The organism is Paenibacillus suaedae (genome assembly GCF_032337355.1).
GTDB classification, from domain to species: Bacteria; Bacillota; Bacilli; order Paenibacillales; family Paenibacillaceae; genus Paenibacillus_B; species Paenibacillus_B suaedae.
Map to the genome: position 1 here is coordinate 226,412 of NZ_JAVYAA010000005.1, position 22,608 is coordinate 249,019.

The 22,608-nt window shown below is 48.5% G+C and carries 23 protein-coding genes; 13 read left to right on the forward strand and 10 right to left on the reverse strand.

All coding sequences use genetic code 11. From position 1 onward, the window contains the following. The first annotated feature begins 16 nt into the window (after positions 1 to 16). Positions 17 to 1,027, forward strand: coding sequence for a FecCD family ABC transporter permease (locus RQP50_RS20500; RefSeq protein ID WP_315746555.1), 1,011 nt, complete (start codon positions 17 to 19; stop codon positions 1,025 to 1,027). Beyond that, positions 1,024 to 2,031: a FecCD family ABC transporter permease gene (locus RQP50_RS20505; protein WP_072729229.1), complete on the forward strand. Its 1,008-nt coding sequence runs from the start codon at positions 1,024 to 1,026 to the stop codon at positions 2,029 to 2,031. The genes RQP50_RS20500 and RQP50_RS20505 overlap by 4 nt, the downstream gene beginning before the upstream one ends. Positions 2,032 to 2,178: 147 nt before the next feature. Here the strand turns inward: RQP50_RS20505 and RQP50_RS20510 are convergent, their stop codons facing one another. Continuing rightward, positions 2,179 to 2,985, reverse strand: coding sequence for a helix-turn-helix domain-containing protein (locus RQP50_RS20510; RefSeq protein WP_315746556.1), 807 nt, complete (start codon positions 2,983 to 2,985; stop codon positions 2,179 to 2,181). Between the two features lie 255 nt (positions 2,986 to 3,240). On the opposite strand from RQP50_RS20510, the gene RQP50_RS20515 reads away from it, so the two are divergent. The 5 genes from RQP50_RS20515 to RQP50_RS20535 all read left to right on the forward strand — a co-directional run bounded on the left by RQP50_RS20515 (position 3,241) and on the right by RQP50_RS20535 (position 6,839). After that, entirely contained in the window at positions 3,241 to 4,092 is an 852-nt protein-coding gene (locus RQP50_RS20515; protein WP_315746557.1) for a transporter substrate-binding domain-containing protein, read from the forward strand. 43 nt (positions 4,093 to 4,135) lie between these two features. Then, the gene (locus tag RQP50_RS20520; protein WP_021257416.1) at positions 4,136 to 4,888 is read left to right on the forward strand and encodes an amino acid ABC transporter permease; all 753 of its coding nucleotides are present in this window, start codon (positions 4,136 to 4,138) and stop codon (positions 4,886 to 4,888) included. Next, the gene (locus RQP50_RS20525) at positions 4,851 to 5,603 is read left to right on the forward strand and encodes an amino acid ABC transporter ATP-binding protein (protein ID WP_268624237.1); all 753 of its coding nucleotides are present in this window, start codon (positions 4,851 to 4,853) and stop codon (positions 5,601 to 5,603) included. The genes RQP50_RS20520 and RQP50_RS20525 overlap by 38 nt, the downstream gene beginning before the upstream one ends. Before the next feature lie 35 nt (positions 5,604 to 5,638). Next, positions 5,639 to 6,427, forward strand: a complete 789-nt coding sequence (locus RQP50_RS20530) for a DODA-type extradiol aromatic ring-opening family dioxygenase (protein ID WP_315746558.1) — start codon at positions 5,639 to 5,641, stop codon at positions 6,425 to 6,427. A gap of 88 nt (positions 6,428 to 6,515) precedes the next feature. Further along, positions 6,516 to 6,839: a hypothetical protein gene (locus RQP50_RS20535; protein WP_315746559.1), complete on the forward strand. Its 324-nt coding sequence runs from the start codon at positions 6,516 to 6,518 to the stop codon at positions 6,837 to 6,839. A 253-nt stretch (positions 6,840 to 7,092) separates the two neighbouring features. Here RQP50_RS20535 and RQP50_RS20540 read toward each other — a convergent pair whose 3' ends face one another. The 5 genes from RQP50_RS20540 to RQP50_RS20560 all read right to left on the reverse strand — a co-directional run bounded on the left by RQP50_RS20540 (position 7,093) and on the right by RQP50_RS20560 (position 13,214). Continuing rightward, complete coding sequence (locus RQP50_RS20540) at positions 7,093 to 7,923, reverse strand: carbohydrate ABC transporter permease (protein ID WP_028533289.1); 831 nt, start codon at positions 7,921 to 7,923, stop codon at positions 7,093 to 7,095. After that, positions 7,923 to 8,810, reverse strand: coding sequence for a carbohydrate ABC transporter permease (locus RQP50_RS20545; RefSeq protein ID WP_251481752.1), 888 nt, complete (start codon positions 8,808 to 8,810; stop codon positions 7,923 to 7,925). The genes RQP50_RS20540 and RQP50_RS20545 overlap by 1 nt, the downstream gene beginning before the upstream one ends. A 232-nt stretch (positions 8,811 to 9,042) precedes the next feature. Further along, the gene (locus RQP50_RS20550; protein WP_315746560.1) at positions 9,043 to 10,428 is read right to left on the reverse strand and encodes an extracellular solute-binding protein; all 1,386 of its coding nucleotides are present in this window, start codon (positions 10,426 to 10,428) and stop codon (positions 9,043 to 9,045) included. Positions 10,429 to 11,118: 690 nt separating this feature from the next. Next, positions 11,119 to 11,859: a Bax inhibitor-1/YccA family protein gene (locus RQP50_RS20555; RefSeq protein WP_028533287.1), complete on the reverse strand. Its 741-nt coding sequence runs from the start codon at positions 11,857 to 11,859 to the stop codon at positions 11,119 to 11,121. A 215-nt stretch (positions 11,860 to 12,074) separates the two neighbouring features. Beyond that, positions 12,075 to 13,214 (reverse strand): DNA cytosine methyltransferase, encoded by a 1,140-nt coding sequence (locus tag RQP50_RS20560; RefSeq protein ID WP_072729237.1) that lies wholly within the window; start codon positions 13,212 to 13,214, stop codon positions 12,075 to 12,077. Positions 13,215 to 13,453: 239 nt separating this feature from the next. Here RQP50_RS20560 and RQP50_RS20565 point away from each other — a divergent pair, with 239 nt between their 5' ends. Continuing rightward, positions 13,454 to 14,353, forward strand: coding sequence for an SDR family oxidoreductase (locus RQP50_RS20565; protein ID WP_072729238.1), 900 nt, complete (start codon positions 13,454 to 13,456; stop codon positions 14,351 to 14,353). A gap of 142 nt (positions 14,354 to 14,495) precedes the next feature. Here the strand turns inward: RQP50_RS20565 and RQP50_RS20570 are convergent, their stop codons facing one another. Next, on the reverse strand, positions 14,496 to 14,837 hold the full coding sequence (locus RQP50_RS20570; protein WP_072729239.1) for a zinc ribbon domain-containing protein YjdM: 342 nt from the start codon (positions 14,835 to 14,837) through the stop codon (positions 14,496 to 14,498). A gap of 311 nt (positions 14,838 to 15,148) precedes the next feature. Between RQP50_RS20570 and RQP50_RS20575 the strand changes: the two genes are divergently transcribed. From RQP50_RS20575 to RQP50_RS20585, 3 genes are all read left to right on the forward strand, one after another. Then, positions 15,149 to 16,228 (forward strand): Gfo/Idh/MocA family protein, encoded by a 1,080-nt coding sequence (locus RQP50_RS20575; protein WP_315746561.1) that lies wholly within the window; start codon positions 15,149 to 15,151, stop codon positions 16,226 to 16,228. Next, positions 16,225 to 17,079, forward strand: coding sequence for a Gfo/Idh/MocA family oxidoreductase (locus RQP50_RS20580; protein WP_315746563.1), 855 nt, complete (start codon positions 16,225 to 16,227; stop codon positions 17,077 to 17,079). Before RQP50_RS20575 ends, RQP50_RS20580 begins: the two co-directional genes overlap by 4 nt. A 145-nt stretch (positions 17,080 to 17,224) precedes the next feature. Next, positions 17,225 to 18,709 (forward strand): N-acyl-D-glucosamine 2-epimerase, encoded by a 1,485-nt coding sequence (locus RQP50_RS20585; protein ID WP_315746564.1) that lies wholly within the window; start codon positions 17,225 to 17,227, stop codon positions 18,707 to 18,709. Between the two features lie 102 nt (positions 18,710 to 18,811). Here RQP50_RS20585 and RQP50_RS20590 read toward each other — a convergent pair whose 3' ends face one another. From RQP50_RS20590 to RQP50_RS20600, 3 genes are all read right to left on the reverse strand, one after another. Continuing rightward, entirely contained in the window at positions 18,812 to 19,048 is a 237-nt protein-coding gene (locus tag RQP50_RS20590) for a helix-turn-helix domain-containing protein (protein ID WP_021260803.1), read from the reverse strand. A 15-nt stretch (positions 19,049 to 19,063) separates the two neighbouring features. After that, the gene (locus tag RQP50_RS20595) at positions 19,064 to 19,552 is read right to left on the reverse strand and encodes a DUF2975 domain-containing protein (RefSeq protein WP_315746565.1); all 489 of its coding nucleotides are present in this window, start codon (positions 19,550 to 19,552) and stop codon (positions 19,064 to 19,066) included. Between the two features lie 143 nt (positions 19,553 to 19,695). Then, positions 19,696 to 20,580, reverse strand: coding sequence for a LysR family transcriptional regulator (locus RQP50_RS20600; RefSeq protein WP_315746566.1), 885 nt, complete (start codon positions 20,578 to 20,580; stop codon positions 19,696 to 19,698). A gap of 121 nt (positions 20,581 to 20,701) precedes the next feature. Here RQP50_RS20600 and RQP50_RS20605 point away from each other — a divergent pair, with 121 nt between their 5' ends. Both RQP50_RS20605 and RQP50_RS20610 read left to right on the forward strand, forming a co-directional pair. After that, positions 20,702 to 21,442: an SDR family NAD(P)-dependent oxidoreductase gene (locus RQP50_RS20605; protein WP_315746568.1), complete on the forward strand. Its 741-nt coding sequence runs from the start codon at positions 20,702 to 20,704 to the stop codon at positions 21,440 to 21,442. A 164-nt stretch (positions 21,443 to 21,606) separates the two neighbouring features. After that, positions 21,607 to 22,566 (forward strand): AraC family transcriptional regulator, encoded by a 960-nt coding sequence (locus tag RQP50_RS20610; protein ID WP_315746569.1) that lies wholly within the window; start codon positions 21,607 to 21,609, stop codon positions 22,564 to 22,566. Positions 22,567 to 22,608: the final 42 nt, after the last annotated feature.

Genomic DNA, 22,608 nt, shown 5'->3' on the forward strand with positions numbered 1-22,608 from the left:
GAAAGGGACATTATGCATGGTGAACTCGAATCAACGTACGATTCCGTTTATAGGCAAGTTAATTGTCGGAATCCTCTTATGTGCAGGAATGTTCGTCGTGGCAATGGTATTCGGCGCCGCTGACACTTCGCTGCGCGATGTGTGGCTTTCCCTTACGTCGAATGCTACAAGTGACAACATTTCCGTTTTACGAGATATCCGTCTTCCACGCGAAATAGGCGCGATGGTCGTCGGTGCCGCCCTAGCTGTAGCAGGTGCGATCATGCAGGGCATGACACGCAACCCGCTTGCTGATCCTGGCCTGCTCGGGCTTACTGCCGGCGCCAATGCAGCGCTGGCCATTACACTGGCATTGATTCCTGGCGCCAACTATTATGCGATTACGATTGCTTGCTTCATTGGTGCAGCGGTTGGTGCATTTATCGTATTCGGCATCGGTGCAATGAAGAGGGGAGGCTTCTCCCCGCTTCGTATCGTTCTAGCTGGCGCTGCCGTCACCGCTTTCCTCATCGCGGTAGCGGAAGGGACAGGGCTTTATTTTAAGCTATCTCGGGAAATTTCCTTATGGACTGCAGGTGGCCTTATCGGTACCAATTGGAGTCAGCTTCAAATTATCGTTCCCGTGGTCCTCGTTGGTATCTTGATTGCAATTGGCTTCTCCAGGCAGCTGACCATCCTAAGCCTGAATGAAGAGGTCGCTGTGGGTTTAGGTCAGAAAACACTCATGGTGAAGATCATCCTATTTATCGTCATCGTTCTGCTTGCCGGCGCATCTGTAGCACTTGTTGGCAATATGGCCTTTATCGGACTCATGATTCCTCATATTGTACGAGCTATGGTCGGCACGGATTATCGATTTATATTGCCAATGTCCATCTTTACGGGCGCTACTTTCATGCTGCTTGCCGATACGCTTGGACGAACAATCAATAGCCCATACGAGACACCTGTAGCAGCCATCGTTGCCATGCTGGGTCTGCCCTTCTTCCTGTTCATTGTACATAAAGGAGGCAAAGCATTCTCATGATCTTACCCTCTCTGTTGAGAAAGCAGCGGCTTATTCTCGTATTGCTGCTCGGGCTTATTCTGTTAACTGTCATCGTCGGAATGGGTCTCGGATACTCATCATTATCCTATGATCGGTTGCTCCCTACCCTGCTTGGGCAGGGGACGTTCAAGGAGGACTTCGTGCTGTATTCTATCCGAATGCCGCGCATCCTGATTACACTCCTATCCGGCATGGCTCTGGCTTTATCAGGAGCCATCCTGCAGGGCGTAACACGCAATGATCTCGCCGATCCCGGAATACTTGGTATTAATGCTGGGGCCGGTGTATCTATTTCGGTGTTCTTCCTGTTCGTTCCCATAGACATGGGCTCATTCGCATATATGCTGCCTCTTGTCGCCTTTATCGGGGCTGTGCTTACAGCAGCTCTTATCTATCTATTTTCGTATCAACGGACATCAGGGCTGCAGCCTGTACGGCTGGTGCTGACTGGTGTCGGTTTCTCCATGGCATTATCAGGAACGATGATCGTGCTTATCTCCTCTTCGGAAAGGGCCAAGGTTGATTTCATCTCGAAGTGGCTTGCGGGGAATGTATGGGGAACAGATTGGCCATTTATCTGGGCGATACTGCCTTGGCTGGTTGTATTGATCCCCTATACCTTATATAAAGCGAATCGTCTGAATCTACTGGCACTCAATGAGCCTGTCGCAATCGGGGTAGGCGTATCCATCGAGAAGGAACGACTGACATTGCTGATTGCTGCCGTTGCACTAGCTGCCGCAGCCGTCTCCGTGACTGGCGGAATCGCCTTCATTGGATTGATGGCGCCGCATATTGCCAGAGCATTGGTCGGCCCAAGGCACCAGCTCTTCCTTCCGGTAGCGATACTGCTAGGCGGCTGGATGCTGCTGGTGGCGGATACGATTGGACGCAACGTGTTGGAACCTGATGGCATTCCGGTCGGCATCGTCGTCGCACTGATTGGTGCACCATACTTCGTCTATTTATTATTGAAAAAGTAATATAGATGTTATGCCCCTCCTACTCCTTCAACGAGTTAGAGGGGCTTTTTATATGTCCATCTTCCGTGCAAGAAGAACAGAATATCTAATCTTCCGTCTTGGCTTATTGCTACTTGAACTATCGGGTGATTGATGCGGCGGATGAATTCATAGCTGTTCCATGTACTTTTTAGGCGTAAACGTACTGAATTCCTTGAACTCCTTAATGAAATGATTCTGGTCGTAATATCCCAGCTCCATCATCTCCTCCATTACCCCCTCATAATCCGAACGCAGCAGGGCATCCAATACATGTTGAAAGCGCACGATACGGCTGAACAGCTTCGGGGACATCCCTACATATTCATGGAATACCTTCGCAATATATCGTGACGAATACCCTGTATGCTGCGATAAATCGGACATACTTCGCGATCCGCTGCTGCTAATGATTTGCTCCGTTACATGCTTCAGCCAGGGCGGTGTCTCGTCCTCTTCTTGGATAAGCTGGCGATAGAACGATTCGAATATCGCGATTCTTGCCGGCATGTTGTTCGCTGCTGCAATTTGCTCCAGCAGTATGGAGGAATTGCGAATCACATCAGCTAGTGGGATCTCGCGATCAGTGAACTCATGGGCGGGATAGCGAAGCACATGACTGCCATAGCCGGGAAAGAAGCGAATCGCAAACACATCACAGTTCCCTTGGCGGAACCCGCCTTGCTTGCCTGAAGTCACCGTTCCGCATACGTTAGCGCTTGGGCGATCCTGATCACAGCAAATCATAATATCAATACTTCCATCAGGCAGTATCATCATCGGATGACTGCATGCTTCATCTAAGGAAAACGTATAATACTGAATCCCCATCGGCTTGGGATAAGCCGACAGCCGATTGTCGAAGTAGTTCATCTGCTTCCGTTCAAAAGATGGCTGATGAGGGAAATATCCCAAGTTGTCAGGCTGTGCATTCATGACATAATCACCCCCCACATTAATTGCATTTATCCTATCGGATTAATTATATTAAAATCAAATCTTCTGTTCGCTGTCAATCCTCTTCGCCCCTCTCTTCCTCTGGATCTCTCATAGCTGAAGTAGCTGTCCTTATCAACAAATTTAGCGTTGTTCCGATTTTTACTATATTTACACCCCGTTATCCCGTATGATGGCAAACAAATAACCGTATAGGATTACTCGGATATAGAAGTCGAGGGAGGAACGCCGAATATGAACAAGAAGAAAAGGATACTCTGGGCATTGACCGTAACAGCTGCAGTGGCACTCACCGTAATCGCCACAGGATGCAGCAAGGCAGCCGATCAAGCATCATCTACCGGCGAGCAGAAGGTCAAGACCTTGCTAGTCGGCACGAGCGGCGGACCGAAGCCTTATGTATATGTGGATCCGAACAACAACCTCGATGGCTACGACATTGCTGTCTTGAAGGAAATTGACAAGCTGCTCCCGCAATATGACATTCAGTTTGAGAAGACCGAGTTCCCAAGCATATTCGCTGGCATCGACTCTGGACGATATCAAATTGGCGCCAATAACATCACCAAGAAGCCGGAACGCGAAGAAAAATATCTATTTGGCAACGAATACTACTACTTCAATCGCACCGTGGTAGTGGTGAAGAAAGGCCGTACGGACATTGCATCCATTCATGATCTTTCAGGAAAAACGATCCCAATCAGTCCTGGTGGTGGATTCGAGCAGCTGTTTGTCGAACAATTCAACATGGAGCATCCGGACAAAGAGATTAAGCCTGCTTACACCGAACAAGATCAGATCAAAACCTATCAAGACATTTCCAATGGAGCAGCCGATTTCACCTTTGCTGAAAAAGTCATGCTGAGAGACATTGAGAAGGAATACGGCATTGCGCTTGATACAGTAGAGCTCCCTAAGGAAGAAATCGAAAAGATTCAAAACCCGAAAGCCTATTTCATATTCAGCAAAACAGGCGACGGCCCTGCCATTCGCGATGCATTCGATGGTGCACTGCGCACACTGCTGGACAATGGCAAGCTGAAGGAACTGTCCATTCAATATTTAGGAGCCGACTATACGAGATAATCAAGCCTGCTCCATTCCAAATATCCATAAAGAAGTGATGTGCATGCCCAATTTATTTGATGTAGAACTCGTGTTCAGTCAAATTCCTGAACTGCTTGCGTACTTGCCGATCACGCTAGGAATTGCCTTTGCATCCATGCTTCTTAGCCTGCTGATCGGCCTTGCGACGGCACTAATCAAGATTAAGCAAATTCCCGTGCTCCGCTCTCTGTCGGCATTCTATGTCTCCTTCATGAGAGGGACACCGATTATCGTTCAGCTCTATCTGGCCTTCTATGCGGTTCCGATGGCTATGCAGTATATCAATTATTATTACGGGACGGACTACAATACGAACCATATTCCGCCGATGATCTTCGTGCTCATCACCTTTGCCTTGAATGAAGGAGCCTACAACTCAGAGAGTATTCGGGCTGCTATCCAATCTGTCGATAAGGGTGGCATTGAAGCCGGATATTCTATGGGTATGACAACAACGCAGGTTCTGCGCCGCATCATTTTGCCCGAAGCGCTCGTCGTTGCACTGCCAACCCTCGGCAATTCTCTAATCGGGCTGATTAAGGGCACTTCACTTGCCTTTGTATGCTCGGTTGTGGAGATGACAGCCGCAGGCAAGCTGATGGCTTCCCGCAATTTCCGCTTCTTCGAAGTGTATGTGTCGCTTGCGATCATTTACTGGCTCGTGACAATTGTGATAGAGCGCCTAATTGCGCGTTGGGAAAAGCGGCTGAAGGTCAACGAGAGGAGGGTGGCAGCTGATGATCCGAATCCAGGGCTTACACAAAACATTCGGTAAACATGTCGTGCTGCACCATGTGGATCTGACGGTTGAGGAAGGTCAGGTTGTCGCCATCATCGGCCCTTCGGGCTCAGGCAAGTCTACACTGCTTCGCTGCCTGAACTTCCTGGAGACACCGCAAGCGGGCTCAATCGCACTGGGCGACTATGAGCTTAATATGTCCAAGGCGACGAAGCGCGATATTCTGTACTTGCGCCGCAATACCGCAATGGTATTTCAGCAGTTCCATTTACTGAAGTACAAGACAGCTCTTGAAAATGTTATGGAAGGTCTCGTGACGGTACAAGGAATGAAGACACAGCAAGCCCATGACATCGCAAGCAGCTACTTGGATCGAGTCGGACTTCAGGATCGGAAAGACTACTACCCTCGCGAGCTATCAGGCGGTCAGCAGCAGCGTGTGGGCATTGCCCGGGCACTCGCCCTTCAACCGAAGGTAATTCTGCTCGATGAGCCAACCTCTGCACTTGATCCGGAGATGGTCGGCGAAGTGCTTGCCGTTATTCGGGCAGCTGCAAGGGAAGGACGGACGATGATTATCGTGTCTCATGAGATGGGGTTTGTTCAGGAAATTGCAGATAAAGTGATCTTCTTCGATCAGGGTTCGGTCGTGGAAGAAGGAACACCGAAAGAAATCTTCAGAGCTGCGAAGCACGAGCGGACGAAGCAGTTCCTCTCCCGTGTCAGCCGACCTGCTGATTATGTGATTTAACGCTAAGAGATATAAAAAAGGAAGGTGTGTGAATCATGTCCAACGCTACAACGACTTCGGCGCCTGTATTATTTCTTGCACATGGATCGCCGCTCATCGCCATTCAGGAGAATGACTATACTCAATTTTTAGCTCAATTTGCCAAGGATCTGCCTGTAAAGCCAACTGCCTTCGTCGTATTCACTGCACATTGGGAAGTGGAATCCAGCACGCGAATAACGTACACGGACGATACCTACCACACCATTCATGACTTCGGTCCGTGGTGGATGGATGAGATGTTCGCCGTACAATATCCTGCTAAAGGAAATAAAGAGCTGGCTCTCCGTATCCACAATCTATTCAACCAACACGATATCCAGAGTGAGCTGGACGCCGAGCGAGGGCTTGACCATGGCACATGGTCCTTGCTCAAGCAGTTCGATCCGAACGCTTCCACTCCTGTCGTACAGTTGTCAGTGAATCCGAAACTGAGCGCCAGGGATCAATTCTTGATTGGCCGTGCCATTCGGGAGCTGCAGCATGAAGGTGTGCTCATTATCGGAAGCGGCGTGACCGTTCACAATCTGAGCCTGCATAGCGACGTAACTGAATCATGGGCGCTGGAATTCGACGATTGGCTGATTGACAACATTGAACGCAAGAACTATGATGCTCTATTCAACTATGCCGAAGACGCTCCCTACGCGAAGCTTGCTGTGCCTACACCGGAGCATTTCGTTCCGATCCTGATCGCACTAGGAAGCGGAGAACCAGAACGCGAGGCTAAGGTCATCTACCGAGATTATGCAGGTCTACTTAGCTATTTGTGCTATCAATTCTGATCTAGGCCTGAGGGTATCTGCGGACAGTCTTGTTTACACGCCATATTGGCCATATTGAATAATTTATAACGAAATGGAGGCGACGAAGATGGCGGATTGGTCGCGAGTACTGCCATTTACCCCTGAATCAGCGGAGCTTATCCCTGAAGCGATCGGAATCTTCGTGTTCCTGACGAAGCAGCTGGACAATCGGATGTACAAAGTCATCTATGTGGAACAGACTGCGAATTTGCGTGCACGCTATCTCGATTACGTGAATGGAGAAGAGCCGTATCTGCTTGAACATGCCGTAAACTATCGATACGTTGTCGAGCCTCAGCAAGAAGCGCGTGATGCGGAAGAGAGGCTTGTGCTTACTGAAGGTTCCCCCACATTGAACTTGATTAGAAGCGGTTCTCTATCCATCATTTAATCACGCCCATTCACCCTCGTATCATCCTCCGTCGAACAAAGGCCTGCTCTCATGGGTAGGCCTTCTCGCGTATGGGAAGAGGGCATCCTCCTTCCCCAAAGCATCCCTTTCAAGGTACTGAAACCGATATGAGATAACGGACATGCACAATTGCATGCAATCCACTTCCTCTATCCAGCATGACAAAGGCTGTCCTCTATGACTAGAAGACAGCCCCATTCCCCAATTCTAGCTATTTGCTAAATCGATTAGATTACCCCTTAACGCTTCCTGCTGTCACACCTTCAATAATTTGCTTTTGCAGAACACCATAAATGACAATGACAGGCACGACGCTGATCGTAATGGCCGCAGTGAGCGCCCCGTAGTTCATATTGAATTTGTCGGCAAAGGATACAACTGCAACCGGCAGCGTACGCAGCTCCTGATCGGACAAGAACAGGTTCGCCATAATGTACTCGTTCCAGTGGCTGATGAAGTTCAAAATAAAGACCGTGACAAGAGTTGGCATCGTCAATGGGATAATGATACGGCGCAGCAATCCGTAAGTGGACAGTCCATCCATAACCCCTGCTTCTTCAAGCTCTGTCGGAATCGACTTGAGGAAGGCAGCGATGACGAACGTCGTTAACGGGATGCCGAATGCCGCATAAGGAATCATCAGGGCGAACGGCGTGTTGTAGATGCCGAAGTCCTTAATCATCATATACAGTGGTATAAGCAGCGATGCGGGTGGAATGAGGATCGACAGTAGCAGGAGCCCCATTACGAGCTTGCTTAGAGACGGGAACCTCATCCGTGTAACTGCATAAGCAATCGCTGTAGAGAGGAGTATGGTCGCGGTCGTCGCGATCACGCTAATGTATAAGCTGTTCACGAAGTACCGGCCTATATGTGCACTCGACAAGGCATTATCATAATTGTCCCAGCTTAACTTCGCTGGCAATCCCCAAGGATTATTGAAAATCTCTGTATTGTCCTTAAAGGAAGAGAGCACAACGAACAATATAGGGAAAATAACGATGACTACGTAGATGAGAAGCACGGCATGAGACAGAATACGCTTGGATCGATAAGCCCTCATTAGTATTCCGCCTCCTTCGACGTCTTCTTGTTAATGATATGGTAAATGAGCGAGAGAATTGCGGTAAATACCGTAATGATGATCGCAATGGCATTCGCATAACCGAAGTCGCCAAGCGCATATGCCTGCTGATACATGTACGTCGCCATAACTTCAGAGCTGCCGAATGGCCCGCCGTTAGTCATGATGAGTACAATATCCAGCGCCTTCATGGCACCCGTGATGGAGAGCAGCATCGTTACTACAATGACTGGGCGAATGAGCGGAATGGTTAGCAGCCATGCCTTGCGCCAGCCGACCGCACCATCTATTTCTCCAGCCTCCAACATTTCCTTCGGAATCGCGAATATGCCCGCCAACACAAGGACAATGTAGAATCCTGTCCATTGCCAAGCATTGGTCACGAGTACGGACAGCATTGCGGTATTCTCATCCCCCAGCCACAATCTTGTCCATGTATCGAGGCCGACTGCTTTCAAGATTTGATTGAGCAGACCTGCATCGGGAGAATAAATGAACTGCCAAATAACCGCAATCGAAGCGGTTGAGAGGATACTTGGCATAAATACAGTCAGCTTGTAGAAATCAAGCATCCGCCTTACACCGCTGACCAATATGGAGACGAACACAATCATTGGTACCTGAATGAATACGGAGAAAGACACAAAATAAATATTGTTCTTGAACGCGATCCAAAACTTCTCATCAGACAATGCCTTGGCGAAGTTATCGAATCCGTTAAAGACTGGCTCCGTAATGCCGTCCCAACTCGTTACGGAATATTGAAGCGACTTGAATAGAGGCACTAAATAGAACGTAATGTAAAGTGCCAGTGCCGGAACTACAAATAGAAAGAAAGCGACACGATTCCGGAGTATCTTGTTCATGATTCACATCTCCCATTATCCGGTGAGCGTGGGGCCATAACCGGGACAAAATGATAGGAAAACACTTGCTGGAGTCCGTTCATAGATGAAGGCTGCCTGATCAGCTGCTATTTCTTCCTGGTCAGAGCTGTAATAGCTGTTATGCCTAACGAACCAGCATGTACGCATCAACCCTGATAAGAAAGGGGAACCACAGCGCTGCTGCGGCCCCCAACTATGCAATACGACGAGATTATTTCCCTTCTTTATTGCCCTTTTCTTGAGCTTGCTGCATACGCTCAGCTGCCTTCTCAGGCGTGAGCTTGCCGCCAAGAACCTCTTGTACCGTTTGCTCTAATGTTACCTTCACGCTCTTCTGTACGAGCGCATCAAATGCCGGGAATGCACCCTTCGCCGATCCTTGAGATTCGCCGAGCGCCTTCACCAATTCCGTACCACCCTCGACACCGCTTACACCCTTCATAGCAGGGATACGACTGGATTCAACGAGGCTTCGTTTTTGTTCCTCGACTGTGTATAAATTTTTAATAAATGCTTTAACGGCCTTCAGCTCATTGTCCTTCAGCGTAGCGGAGAAGCCATAGCCGTTCGACCAACCGCCATTGATCAAGCCGTCGCCAGGACCGCCAACATCAGGCATGCGGAAGAATCCAGCTACATCCTTCACTGTAGAAGTATCCCCTGTAATTGCATTCGCTGCCCAGCTGCCATCGAACAGCATCGCAGCCTTGCCTGTGTAGAAATTCGCTTGACCTTGTGGATACTTGAGACCAAGTACGTTCGGGTCAATGTAGCCTTTATTTTTGAAATCTTGAATGCGCTTAAATGTCTCGATGATTGCTGGATCTGTCCACTTTGTCTTTCCGGAAGCAAAGCCCTCTTGCAGCTCTGGTCCGCCCAAGCCGACGAACAGGGAATTCACAAGCATGTTGGCTGCCCAGCCATCCCCTGCGCCTGAGCCCAATGCGATTGGTGTAATACCTTTTGCTTTCAAGGCTTCACACACTTTGATCAATTCATCCCATGTCTTAGGCACTTCTACGCCCGCATCCTTGAACAGTTTTTGGTTGTAGAAGAAGCCTTCAATATAACCAGCCTCGGGGAGGCCATAAATTTTACCGTCCACTGTAAATTCCCTTAAGTTGAAGAATGCATCCTTCAAGCCCAGTTCATCCAAAATCCCAGTCAAATCAAGCAAACGTCCTGCCTTAGAGTACTTCACTGTGTCATCGCCACCGAACAGGTTGAAGATCGGAGGCTGTGTACCGGCAGACATCTCCGCCTTCAGCTTCACGTCACGGTTAACTGTATCCTCTACCCCGTCCAACTTGAACTTCAAGCCAGGAACATCCTGTTCTGTCTTCGCTACAACATCCTCCAGCTGCTTCAGCGTCGCCTTCGCAGTGTCACGGACGTTGATGTGACGAATGACCATGGAGAATTCTTCAACCTTCTCCTCTTTAGCAGGTTCTTGCTTCGCAGGCTCCTGCGGTGTTGTCGTTGTTGCCTGCTCCTTCGCTGGTTCAGCCGGTTTCCCCGCATCTTTACTGCCGCAACCAGACAAAGCCATCATGCCCATCAAGGTGATAATCATTAACAACATCAAGCTTTTTTTCATCTCATAACACTCCCGCATGTTCAAATTTGTCCAAGCCTAAAAAAATGGCACTATCCTACCATTCAAGCTTCTGCGTATCTTGGAGTTAGCGAAATGAGGCTGTATCTTGTTGACTGTTGTTGGTATAACCCTCTTTTGAATTGTTACGGTGGATATTACAAAGTCATTGTGGCAGCGATCACCTCCTTGCCAGAATGAAAAGCGGAATGAAATATGATCATGATGTAGGCGAATGCTACCGAGAAGTTGTAAAAGTGTGGTCTGGCAATAATTAAAGCGCTTTCGAAAGGAGTGAGAACTCGATTAATTAAAGCGCTTACGAAACTGGGTATGCCCTATACGGTGATGAGGATAAGATGAATGTCTATTCGGGAAAAAGTAAATTTGGATGTGAATATAAGAATGGATATGCGGTAGTACCGGAACTACTCGTGGCTGGTGATGCAGGCTCGATAACTACTAGGTCTAATTGCTTACATTGTAGAGGGATACAGGATGCTACTACAAGGGTGAATTCCTCTACTCGAGGGATAAATTTAACGAAAATGGAGCCTATATTAGCTATAAATGAGCAGAGCACTTCCCATATGCCTAAGAGTGAACGGCTTATGTCAGCCTACTCATCTCTACAGAAGTAAACGAAATAAGCCATCCCTAGAGAGGAATGGCTTAAAAATACAAGCAGACCTATTAATCTCGGTTAGCGATCTTGGCAAGCAAACGAATAATCTCAATGTACAGCCATACAAGCGTCACGAGCAATCCGAATGCACCATACCACTCCATATACTTTGGAGCGCCCTGTTCCGCACCTTCTTCAATCAAATTAAAGTCAAGAATGAAGTTCAATGCTGCAATGATGATGATAACGACAGATATTCCAATGCCTATAAGCGAGCTCTCGTGCAAATAAGGAATGGTAATACCGAAAAATCCCAAAATAAAGCTGAACAAGTAGACAAGGGCAACTCCTGCTGTCGCCGTAATGACACCTTTACGGAATCCGTCTGTCGCCTTGATTAGCCCAAGTCTGTACACCAGCAGCATGCCCATGAATACGCACATTGTCAGCAATACTGCCTGAAGGGTGATTCCTCCTTGCCATGCTTCGAACCTTGCAGATATAGCACCTAAGAAAAGTCCCTTGGCTATCGCATAAATCGGCGTAAGGAACGGGGCCGTTGTCGGAACAAAGCTGATAATAAGTGCTAGAATCGCGCCGCCTATTACTCCACCTATTAAATATGGATTCATATTGTATCCATTCGCGAACATGGTCCACGATATGACTGCCGCTCCAACAAGCAGCGCCAGTGCCATGAACGATTTATTGACGGTACCGCCGATCGTCATTCGTTCTTGATTTTCATAGTTACCCTGATTTGCAAACGTTTCTTCATTAAGTGTTGGATTTCCGCTACGTCCGATCAAATGAATAGACCTCCTAATTATTGGTTTCACCTATTGTATCATATGCATGTCAATCAGCCTATATGGGTTATTGGATGAATCATGTAAACCTCTTAAAGTCCTAACCACGAGAGGTGAATCTACTTATTTTTTTACACGTATAGATGCACAAAAAAAGTGCAGCAATGATCTCTGCACCTTGAAGTCCTTATAGGCCATATAAGAAGAAACCCATGTTACCTGCTTGCTGTTGCTTCCATTGGATTCGCTTCTTGTATCTCTGTAATGCGCTCAAGCAGCTGCATGATCGAACTGCCCAGCACTCTTGCAAGACGGACGGGAACTGCATTTCCAATCTGCGTATATTGCTGAGATAATGTGCCTGCTACATGATATTCCTTCGGGAATTCTTGCAGGGCAATGTATTCCTCAATGCTTATCGGACGATCCTCATACGGGTGTCCGAGATTCGTACTCTTCTGAATGGGCGAGGTCAGCAGCGTTGGGGCTGGCCGATCGATCCATAGGCGCCGATAGAAGCCTACCTTGCCTCCGCCCGACTCATAGGCGCCGCCCATAGCCAGTTCTACGAACTCTTCGGGCAAGCTTCGCCAGTTGCCTCCACCCTGCGGAATCATGTGCATGTAATACAATCTCTCCGGTGAATACCGAGGGTAATGGTGCTCTTCTACGTTCAAGTCGCGCAAGACATCTCCAAGCGTCACCCATCTCAACAGCCCTTCGCCGCCCTCAGCGTCATGTGTCTTGGCGGGAAACGCATATGTTGTACTCAAGTCCTTGCGTACGCCGACAAAGAATACCCGCTCCCTCGACTGAGGAACCCCGTAATCAGCTGCTTTCAGCAGTTCATAGGTCACATTGTATTCATGGAAATGCTGGAGCAAATGTGCGAGCGCACTGCCGGGCATCTCCTCCGGCTCAAGCGGAGCATGCTCCTCTCCCCGCTGGCGGAGCGGTCTGTGTTTCAAAGAAGCAGACAGCAGTCCGCGCACATTTTCCAATAGAAAAACCTTGGGGCGTGTCTCCTCCACCAGCTGCGCGAACTTCAACATCGCATTACCGCGCGGATCTTCAAATGCCTGCCTTTTACCCGCCGTGCTGAATGATTGACAAGGACTGCCGCCGAACATAAGGTCAATGTCCTGTCCCTCATCCAAGCCTGCCTCTCGATAGATGCGCTCCCGAGAATAGTCCGAAATATCGCCTTCGACCACATTCATATCCGGATAGTTTGCCCGAAGCGTCTCACAAAAGATAGGTTCTATTTCAAGTGATAGTTTAATATCGAAGCCTGCCTGGTGAATGCCTGTATCGAGTCCACCAGCACCTGCAAAAAAGGAAATTGCCGTTGCCATAATAGCCACCTCAACCTGTTGTTCTACCTCGTATTATACCATCTCCCTCCTGACAGGTCCATGAGCATAACCGACTTGTGCTTGTTTATTATTTGGCAGTTCCCGCCGCTTCCATGATCAAGTGGTATAGTGGAAAGACAACGTCGTACGACGAGTGCAGATCACTTGTGAAGCACCGATCTTAGCGTAGGCGAATATCCTGCCTGTAAGTTTACAAAGTCACAGGAGGATGTCTTGCCATGATTCCGATGATTCCTTATTACAGCTACGAAACGCAATGTCGCCAAGTCCCCCTTACCTTCCCGCCGCAGCATCAGAATGTGCAGCCAGGACTTGAATATTTGATGCACCCTCTGCCAATTTCCGATAATCCAGGTTACAAAGGCAGCGGCAAACTGGCGGGCAAGGTAGCGATTATTACTGGTGGTGACAGCGGCATCGGACGTGCTGTTGCAATCGGATTTGCCAAGGAAGGAGCAGACGTTGCAATCGCCTATCTATACGAGCGTGTAGATGCAGAGGCAACCCGCCAAATGGTTGAAAGCTATGGAGCGCGATGCTTGCTGCTTGAAGTCGATCTCCGTCAGCCAGCACACTGCCAAGAGGTCGTCCGCAGAACAATCGAACACTATGGTCGGCTTGATGTGCTTGTGCTGAACCAAGGCGTTCAGTTTCCTCAGGAAAGTTTGCTCTGCATTTCTGACGAACAGCTGGAAAATACGTTCCGCACGAACATATTCCCAATGTTTTATTTGACCAGAGCCGCCCTGCCTCATCTTCAGCCGGGATGCTCCATCATCTCAACCGCTTCTGTAACCGCATATGCAGGCGCTCCATTGCTAGTTGATTATTCCTCTACCAAAGGGGCCGTCGTATCCTTCACACGTTCATTATCACTGCAGCTTGTTGATAAAGGCATACGCGTCAATGCTGTCGCTCCGGGCCCGATATGGACGCCGCTTACCGTATCCAGTTACTCAGCTGACTATGTCTCAACCTTTGGACGCGACACCCCAATGAGACGTGCCGGACAGCCATTTGAACTTGCACCGACTTATATTTATTTAGCTTCCGATGATTCCTCCTATGTCACAGGTCAGGTGCTTCATGTAAATGGAGGTATCATGACTGAAAGCTGAGCATACGTAGAACAACGTTGTCAGCGTGACACTCCCGTCGCTCTGCGATGCCCAATTCAACCCATACAAATTGAATAGCGAACACAATAAAACCCACCTGTGACAGTCGTCTAGGTGGGCTTTACATTTTCGCATAGCTCGCTTATATCTTTTTTACAAACTCAGACTTCAGCTTCATGGCGCCAAAGCCATCGATTTTGCAATCAATATCATGATCGCCGTCAACAAGGCGAATATTTTTCACCTTTGTTCCGATTTTGATCACGGAAGAGCTTCCCTTTACCTTCAAATCCTTAATGACGGATACCGTGTCTCCGTCGTTCAATATATTGCCGTTCGCATCGCGAATGACCTTGTCATCTTCCGAATGGCTAGCATCTGCATTCGCAGACCACTCGTGCCCGCATTCCGGGCATACCAACATATTGCGATCCTCATACGTATATTCCGATTGGCAGGAAGGGCAGTTAGGCAAATTAGACATGTTTCATATCTCCATTCATTCTATATTTTCAAATCAGTAAGCTCTAAGTATATGGGATTGATGGCAAGGATTCCACTATATATGGGATTTGTCCGGAATCTGTAAAATATGCACGCCCATTGCAGTAGCTCTGTAGAAGACGTAGATTGAGGCGTTCCCTACTCGAAAATCGAACAATAATCCCAATTTTATATACGAAAGTCAAATTAATTAAAGCGCATACATGCTACCATGGGAGTACTTATTGCGCAAGTCACTAGAACTAATTCGGCCTAGTTCCTTACTGGCCCCATACCTTGGAGGGATTCGATATGAGTAAAACGATTGTTGCCATTATCGGCTGCGGGACGATTGCGAACAGTGCCCACATCCCGTCTTATATGGCGAATTCAGAGGTAGAGATTAAGTATTTCTGTGATATTCGCAAGGAACGGGCAGAGCAAGCTGTCGAGAAGTACGAGTGTGGGGAAGCAGTTGAGGATTATCATATCATTCTGGATGATCCGGAAGTCGTAGCTGTGTCCATCTGTACACCGAACTATTGCCATGCCTCCATCGCGATTGATTGCATGCGCGCAGGCAAGCATGTGCTGTGCGAGAAACCAGCTGCCAGAACGTATGCAGAGGCACTGGAAATGCAGAAGGTGCAGCATGAGACAGGCATGACGCTGAACATCGGGGTCGTAAATCGGTTCAATACTGGCGTGAATATTATTAAAAAGATGATTGCCGACGGCGATTTGGGCGAACTGTACCATGTTTACGTCAGCTTCCGCTCCCAGCGTTCGATCCCTGGTCTTGGCGGGGACTTCACGAACAAGGCTGTTGCCGGCGGAGGCGCACTCATTGATTGGGGCGTGCATTTCCTCGATATCGTGATGTACTGCACGGGCGATCCAGATCCGCAGACCGTAACCGGTCAGGCTTATAGCAAGCTGGGCAAGGATATGGAGAACTACTCCTACATCAACATGTGGGCAGGGCCTCCGAATTATGCAGGCACTTACGATGTAGATGACTTTGTAACGGCAATGATCCGCACTTCCGGTCCTTCCATTACAGTCAATGGCGCTTGGGCTCAGAACATTGGCGTAGATGAAATGTACATCGACTTCCTAGGCGATAAGGCTGGCATCCGCCTGCAGTACGGCGCAGACTTCACGATCTACAGCGCGAAGCATGGGGCTCTGATGGAGAGCACGCCGAAGTTCAATAAGACAGATATGTTCCAGAACGAGATTGACAGCTTCATCTCCTGTATTAAATCCGGCGAGAAGCTGCCTTCCCATATTGATACGGTTATTCTGACTGCCAAGATGCTGCAAGCTATTTACGATTCATCCGAACAAAGAAGGGAAATCTCGTTCGCGAAGGAAGGTTCGTTCGCATGAAGAAGATCGGGTTTATCGATTATTACTTAGACGAATGGCATGCCAATAATTATCCAGCATGGATTCGCAATGCTTCTGAAGGAACCATGGAGGTCGCCTATGCCTATGGCCTGAAGGATTCGGAACATGGGCTCAGCAATGCTGCATGGGCGGAGAAGCATGGTGTTCAGCTATTGGACAGCATTGAGCAAGTTGTCGCGCAGAGTGATTACCTAATCGTGCTCGCCCCTGACCATCCAGAGCAGCACGAAATCCTTGCTGAGCTGCCGCTGGCTTCTGGCAAGCCGACGTATATCGATAAGACGTTCGCCCCTGATCGGGCTGCGGCCATTCGCTTGTTCGAACATGCTGCTAAGCACGGCACGCCGCTGTACTCCTCATCGGCCCTGCGATATGCAGCGGAATATACCGAAGCAGACCGTGATGGGATTGAGGTTATATCCAGCTTGGGGCCTGGTGCATTTCATAACTACTCCATTCATCAGATCGAACCGATTGTTTCGCTGATGGGAGCAGACGCGAAGCGAGTAATGTCTATTGGAACGAAGACAGCCCCTGCGCTGCTGATTGAATTCGGGGATGGCAGGCAAGCAACAGTTCGCCATCTTGGCGACGAATGCCCATTTACGATGGCGGTGAAATATCACTCAGGCAGCAGCCGCATCTTGAAGGTGGAATCGGACTTCTTCCAGCTGTTCGCCCGCGACTTGGTTGCTTTCTTCGAGTCTGGTCATGCGACCGTTCCGTCTGAACAGACAATTATGATTATTTCCATTATTGAAAATGGAATGAAAGCATTGCAGCAGCCGTATGAATGGATTGAGCTCCCTTGCGCTGCTGTCCATTCGTAATGCAAGAGAAGAGTGGAATGGACAATTTGCATTTCATGAACCAATTCGTTATAAAGGAACAATAATAATTGGGCCGCAATAGGCTCTGGTTCAACATGAGGCAGATGCAGTGCAGCAAGAAGCCGGCATAAGAGGAGGTATTGTGATGTTTTCATTTCGTTCGTTTCGTAATTTCGGATTAACCGGTTCCCATACGGATCGCTTACCTCCTCCCATCTTGCTGTCATCGATCACGAATACATCGCCCAAGCAGAAGCTGCATCCCTGCTCACCACTTGCGAAACAACATTCCCCTGCCCTTGTAGGGCCTACGATCCAGGTAGATCCGACTTTCCGCTATTATCAAGATCGCTCGGCAGCCAGCATTGCTGATGAGATTATCCAAAATGGCTTTGTGGGTGTCCATTATTTCGTCGTTAACGAAAACAACGTCAATCGTGAACTCATTGAGGCATTCAAGCAGAGAGGGTTGTACGTATGGGCGCTTGTACTCGGCAACGGATCTTACTCCGTAGAGGGATTCCCTCCGGAATGGCCTAGCTGGCAAATGGAACTGCTGAAGCCTGTGAATGACGGTTACTATCGCTTCTCCCCGCATAGTAAGGACTATGTCCAATGGAAGAAGCAGAAGCTCGCCCAATTGGTACGCGATTATCCTTTTGACGGGATCGAGGTAGCAGAACCGTATTTCCCTGAATGGGACGGAATTAAGCGTGGTGTATACGGCGATGTTGGCCCCCTTGCCCAAGCGGCATTCAAGGAACAGTACGGGCACCCACGCATTCCGAACTTCACCAATCCGCGCGAGCCGGACTATTATCTGACCAATAAGGCACTATATCAGGATTGGGTTGATTTTCGCGTCAAAGCGGTGAACAGCTTCTTGAATGAGGTCATGAACGGAGAAGGCGGAGTACGAGAAGCCCGATGCGACATCCTAGTGGCTACTTGGTCGCTGGCGATAGACGCCGGACCTGACTCCGTTGCCAAGCTCCGCGAGCTGCAAGGTCTCGATGCTGCGGCGATGATCTCGGCCGTTCAGCCTGACCTTCACTTCCTGCAGACGCATTGGCCAGATTGGATGAAGCCGCAGAGCAAGCTGCCGCCACAGTATATTCGCAGTTACCAGAACTTTGTGGATCAGATACGTGCCGTCCATCCGAACATTCCGCTAGGTGTGCAGGCTGATATCGGCTCTACCCTATCGATGGTGAAGGATCGCAGATGGCTTCAAGAATTCGGCGAGGTAGCACAGGACATGGGGTTCTCTACTTGGACTGCCTATGAATATCATCTCGGCAAGTATATGTACGACGAAGCCCCTGTCCCGACTGCGGTCGCCAGACCACAGCGAGATAAGGTCGTGATTTCGTTTCAAAAGCGGATTGATGAAGCTTCCGCCAAGCGTCCCGGCAGTGTAAGCATTGTAACGGGCAAGGCAGAGCTCCCCCTTCCACCAGAACTTATTTCTGTCGACGGCAATATGCTTATCATTCAATCCGATCAACTGCCGCAGTCAGCATTCTTCCTGCGAATTCAACAGATTGCGGATACACCTTCCTATTGGCTGTATAACAAGGATAAGCCCGCCAATGTGATGAAAGGCGTTACGATTGTGACGGTACAATAACAGACAACAAACAAAAAAGCAATCCACTTGCCCCGAGGCCACTCGGACGGCTGTTGATTGCTTTTTGTGGTGTTCGGTTCATAGACGGATATCCTGCACTTCTTAGGTGTGAGAGCTGTCTTCCTGCTCTTCTTCATCCTCAACATATTCGAGAATATCGCCGGGCTGACAGTCCAAAATCTTGCATAGCGCATCGAGTGTAGAGAAGCGCACCGCCTTCGCTTTATTCGTCTTCAATATCGACAGGTTAGCCATCGTGATACCCAATTGCTTCGAGAGCTCGGTCGAGCTCATCTTCCGCTTGGCCATCATTACATCCAGATTCACGATAATTGCCACAACTATAACCTCGCTTTATATCGTTTGATCGTTTTCCTCCTTGATTCTCGCAGCCTCCTCAAACAACTGAGCCAAGGTTAAGCTCAATAACCCACCTGTTAGCGCAAGGAACGTTACGACTACCATCGGGACGATAGTCGCCGCATATAAGAATAGATCGTAAGCGTATATCAAAAATACGGAGCAACCATTGAACAAGACAATCTCAATAAATGCACAGACTGCAATGACCTTCAATGCCTTTGCGGTATGATGGGTGAACGGATTGCCGCCTAACGCTATTTTACTAAGTTTCTTGAGCTGAAATAAAGCCATCACAAACGGCACCGCGCATAAATAGATACTGCTCGTTATCACGGTCACCATGTCCTGATCGAGAATAGAATAGGCACTCTTTAAAAAGGCAGTCAGCAGTAAAGGAGTCGCCAAAAGTGCGAGCAAGGTTAACACAATACCGCATGCCACAATGATGTTCACAACTCTTGAACTCATGGATGTTTTCATTTCCCCAGCCTCAACTTCCGTTTTCTATGGATTTGAGACCCATTGTAGATCAGTATTTATTGTTAGTCAATAAATATTAACCTCTTAACAATAATTGCAGCGTTTTGCAGACTTGTTACAGATAAGCTGAACATCCTTCCACATCAGTTTTGGCGAAGTTCCTTTTCCAAAAACCGATATATATTTGCGGCAGCACACTTTAACGGATGTACCGCTGATCTACTGAGCATTCCGGACAGCATGTCCACTTCGGCTCCGCCTATCGCTCGTACAGTTATTCCTTCAGGTATCGGGTCCACCATTATTTGTGGGACTAAAGCAATTCCTAGCCCCCTTTGTACGTAATGCTGCAATGCCGTCATGCTGCCAATCTCCATGGTGTCCATAGATAACTGTCCGGCTTCCTGCAGGATGAAATCAAGCTTTTTACGATACGGACAAGTCTCTGCCGTGATCAATAAGCGATGCCCCTCGATATCTGTCAGCTGAATGGTATTTTGTGCAGTGAGCGAATGATTTTCTGGCAATAACAGAACAAACTTCTCCATAAATAACGGTTCGAAGTGAAGATCGGTGCCTACTTCTGGAGACGAACAAATCGCAAAATCAATTTCACCGCGAAGCAGCTTCTCCGCCAATACAGGCGTGCTCGCAATTTCCACAGCAATACGAATCCTCGGATAGTTATTCATGAATTGTGCGATCTGAATAGGCAGCCGATGGCTAGCCGTCGGTTCTGTTGCGCCAATGCGAACTGATCCCGCTTCCCCGTTTTTCATATCCGCTATATTGATCTGCAGCTGTTCCATGCGATTTACAATATCCAGGCTCTGTTCGTAGAACAATCTGCCTGCCTCTGTCAGTTGAATCGTTTTTCCTCGGTCGAAAAGCTGTGCGCCTATCTCCTTCTCCAGCTTCTGTATTTGCATCGTAATGGTAGATTGAGCGTAGTTCATTTCCTCTGCCGCACGGTTAAAACTGCCGTATTTAACGATACACTGGAATGTTTTTAAGGTTTTGATGTCCATTAGCGTACTCCTGCTCATAAGTTCAATATTATTGAATTATATCTTCAAATCATTCAATTATACAAATAGATAGGCGGCCGATACAATGGACAATAGGATGAACAAGGAGAGGGGAATACATATGAACTTGAAGCATAAAGTGGCAGTCGTAACGGGTGGAGGCACCGGAATCGGCAGGGCGGTCGCTCTTACTCTATCGAAGCGTGGAGCAGCAGTTGCCATTAACTACTCGCGTTCCGAGGCCGATGCAGAAGAAGTTGTACAACTCATTCGTGCGGGTGGCGGGCGCGCCATAGCGGTTCAAGCCGATATTTCACAAGATGATGAAGTCAGAGCAATGGTTGATGAGGTTGTGCAGGCCTTCGGGACGATTGATGTACTGGTGAACAACGCAGGCATTACGAAGCATATTCCGATGGAGGATCTCGACGCTGCAACGGAGGAAGTATGGGATGAGATGTTCGACGTAAATGTGAAGGGGATGTTCTACTGTGCGCGGGCCGTCGCGCCTTATATGAAGGAGAAGCAGTGCGGGGCGATCGTCAACGTCGGCAGTATAGCTGGACAGACGGGACTCGGCTCTTCCCTTCCCTATGCGGTATCCAAGGCGGCAGTTCATGGCTTGACCAAATCCTTAGCACGAGCGCTTGCACCCAGCATTCGGGTCAATTGCGTCGTTCCGGGAGCGGTAGCAACAAGATGGTGGCTCGGACAGGAAGAACGGATGCAGCATCTGGCTCCTAATCTGTTGCTGCAGCGGATCTCCACGCCGGAGGATATTGCTCAGTTCATCTGCTCCGCCTTGGAGCAAGAAGCGATGACGGGGCAAATCATCACGGTAGACAGCGGACAAACCCTGTAATTACGAGGGGCTCGTGAATATACTTGCAATAAGGTAAATATCCTCCTGCACCTCTTCTGCGGGAGGATATTTGCATCTTACAGCTAAACTGATTAGCATGCTCGATGGAAATGGCATTCTCTTCAGACGATCCCCATTTACATGATGCAAAGGAGTGAACGGCATTGGATATTCAGTGGAAAGCAGCCGACATTGGGAAATGGACTCGCTCAGGCATTATCTACTTCACATCCAAAATGGAAATGCTCGAAGGCTTGCCCTGCAAAATGTACAGGCTGTACAAGCAGCATAGTCTGACCTATCATTGCCACGACTATTTTCAAATTTGGTATGTGGCGAAAGGAGCTTTCTGGCATACCGTCAGCAATCGGCGATTCGAGATTGAACAGGGCGATATTTTTGTCATCCCCCCATTTACCTTGCACAGTATTGATATTCCCCCTGAACAGAACATTGAAATCTACGGCTGTGAGTTTATGCCTTCTTTTATTAACGAGCGCTTCGAGGAGAAGCCGATGGAACCTCTCTTTTTCGATGTTGCCTATCTGGAATATTTCCTCAGCCGCGATGATAGCGCACAATCGAGAATTACGCTCGAACACATTACGGAAATGCGTGTCCGTCATGTGCTCAAAGAAATGCTTGCCGAATATGAGCGGCGACCCCCCTTTTTCCAAATCGTACTGAAATCCAACCTGCTCCTCCTCCTCTCGATGCTTATCCGGGAAATTAACAAAGATCTTGTGCAGGAAGGATACGAGAAAACCGAGAAATATCGGTCGATTATGACTGGGGTCATCGATTATATCCATGCAGCCTATCATGAGGATCTCCATTTGGACACGCTCTGCTCGCTCGCGAAATTGTCCCGCTCTACCTTTTGCAGCATATTCAAGGCATGGACAGGCAAGACGTTCAATCGTTACCTAGCGGATCTTCGCATGTTTCATGCCCTTACGATGTTGAAGCAGCCTGAACTGTCCGTTACCGATGTCTGCTATGCGATCGGATACAACGAACTTTCTTATTTCTGCCGCATGTTCAAGAAATACACCGGCATTTCCCCTACCTCCTACCGCAAGCAAGCGATCCAGCAGGAGCCAGGCACGCCACGCATACGATAATCCCACTTTTGCACACGAAAATGAAATCAAAATAAAGCGCAT